Origin of the sequence: Endozoicomonas sp. ONNA2, from assembly GCF_024606365.1 — a bacterium.
In the GTDB taxonomy this organism is placed as follows: domain Bacteria; phylum Pseudomonadota; class Gammaproteobacteria; order Pseudomonadales; family Endozoicomonadaceae; genus Endozoicomonas.
The window spans coordinates 1-1,441 of record NZ_JAHHPO010000934.1 but is presented as its reverse complement, the minus strand read 5'-3'; the positions used below and the strand labels follow the sequence as shown (position 1 = coordinate 1,441).

Annotated in this window: 1 protein-coding gene; it reads right to left on the bottom strand. The window is 49.3% G+C overall.

Annotated features, from left to right (window positions below; translation table 11 throughout):
• Positions 1-168: 168 nt before the first annotated feature.
• On the bottom strand, positions 169-1,441 hold a 1,273-nt coding region (locus KDK14_RS16620; RefSeq protein ID WP_257266295.1), incomplete at its 5' end, for a hypothetical protein.

The following is a 1,441-nucleotide window of genomic DNA, read 5'->3' as shown; positions in this document are numbered from 1 at the left end:
TGGGATTCCTCCTGCGAGACGCTCATGCCCGAGCGCGGTTTTCCCCTTGCCAGTAACAGGAAAAACCTTATTCGACAATCTGTTCTACTTCTAATTTCCAAGAAGGGGAAAATATGTTTCTTTTACCCTTCGCGGCAAGGTTTCATGCTGTACTGATTCCGTTTGACACTATTGAAAAAAATCGTTTAATCTCTTTTGGAGTTCCCTGCTGCGATCACTGTGAGTGATCAGCCATTCCCTGAGTTTCCCAATCACCGCCTGACTACCCTGCTGGTTGCCAGCCGATGATTGCTGAAGGGGCAGACGCGCATCATTACCCTTTTCACCCATTGCATGGTCCGATGTATTGCTGTGCTGTCTGGAAACCTGATTCTGGCAAAAATTAATTAACTCGAGAAGACACCTGGCATTTCGGTCCCGGAAGGGCTCCGCCTTGTTATGGAAGAATGTTTTTGGCAGTAAATGTCTATTATCTGTCTCCAGGGCCAGGTCCTGCATGACTTTCTCCAGAGGATCCGGGAGCAAATTCCGCAAGGTTTTCGTTTGACCCAATACCTCCACTAAACCGGACAGATCGATAGAGTATTCACGGCTATAGGCATCAAGTTGGGGTCTGTATAGTTTCGAGATAGTAGTGCCGGGAATATCTTCGTAATGCAATGTGGAAAACTTCAGGTTGCCAGTAACAGGATGCGGGGAATCCATATCAGCCTGCAAGCCAGACCGGTTATTTTGCACAAATTTATTTATTGCTGTTTTTGCGTCATTCCTGTGTGAATGGCCAGCCGCGGTTAACAAATTTTGAAAAAAGGTTTTTCTGACCAACGCAGGCAGCTTTTCACCGTCCGTTAAAGCCGCCGCTGAGCTGGCCTTATCGCCTGATGGCTTTTGCATTGACGCCTGATGTTGCGGGTTGAACTTTTGTTCGAGGAGATACATACAGGTTACGACGGTCAATTGGCTGAGTGAGGAGTATGATCCTGAGTCCTGAAGGATATAATACTCGTCGTTGAAAAATGTCCATACTGTTCTCGCTAGCTGCAGGAAATTTTTGCTACTGTTTTTTTCCTGTGACTCAGGGTTAAGAACCTGGAATGCCATCGAATTGAATGGGCTTTTCAGTGGCCATGTTCCTCTGAAATGGCTTAATGTTTCTGCCAGTTCTGTAAAGTCAGTCTTGTAAGCCTGTTCCAGCCTGAACAGGCAATACTCCAGGGACTCAGGGATTTCAGTGCCTGAGACCGGACCCGAGGCTAACGGAGAATACGGGGGAGGAGCACAGGGATAAACCTGGCGCTGCGGAGCGTGCAACGAATACGGGGGCGGTGGGGGCAAATTGGCGGCGCCGACACCGACGTTGACGCTGTGCCCGGCAAATCCGGCGCCGACAGGGTGACCTTCAGGCACTGGCTGTTGTGGGTTCAGATCAGGGGCTTGCAGG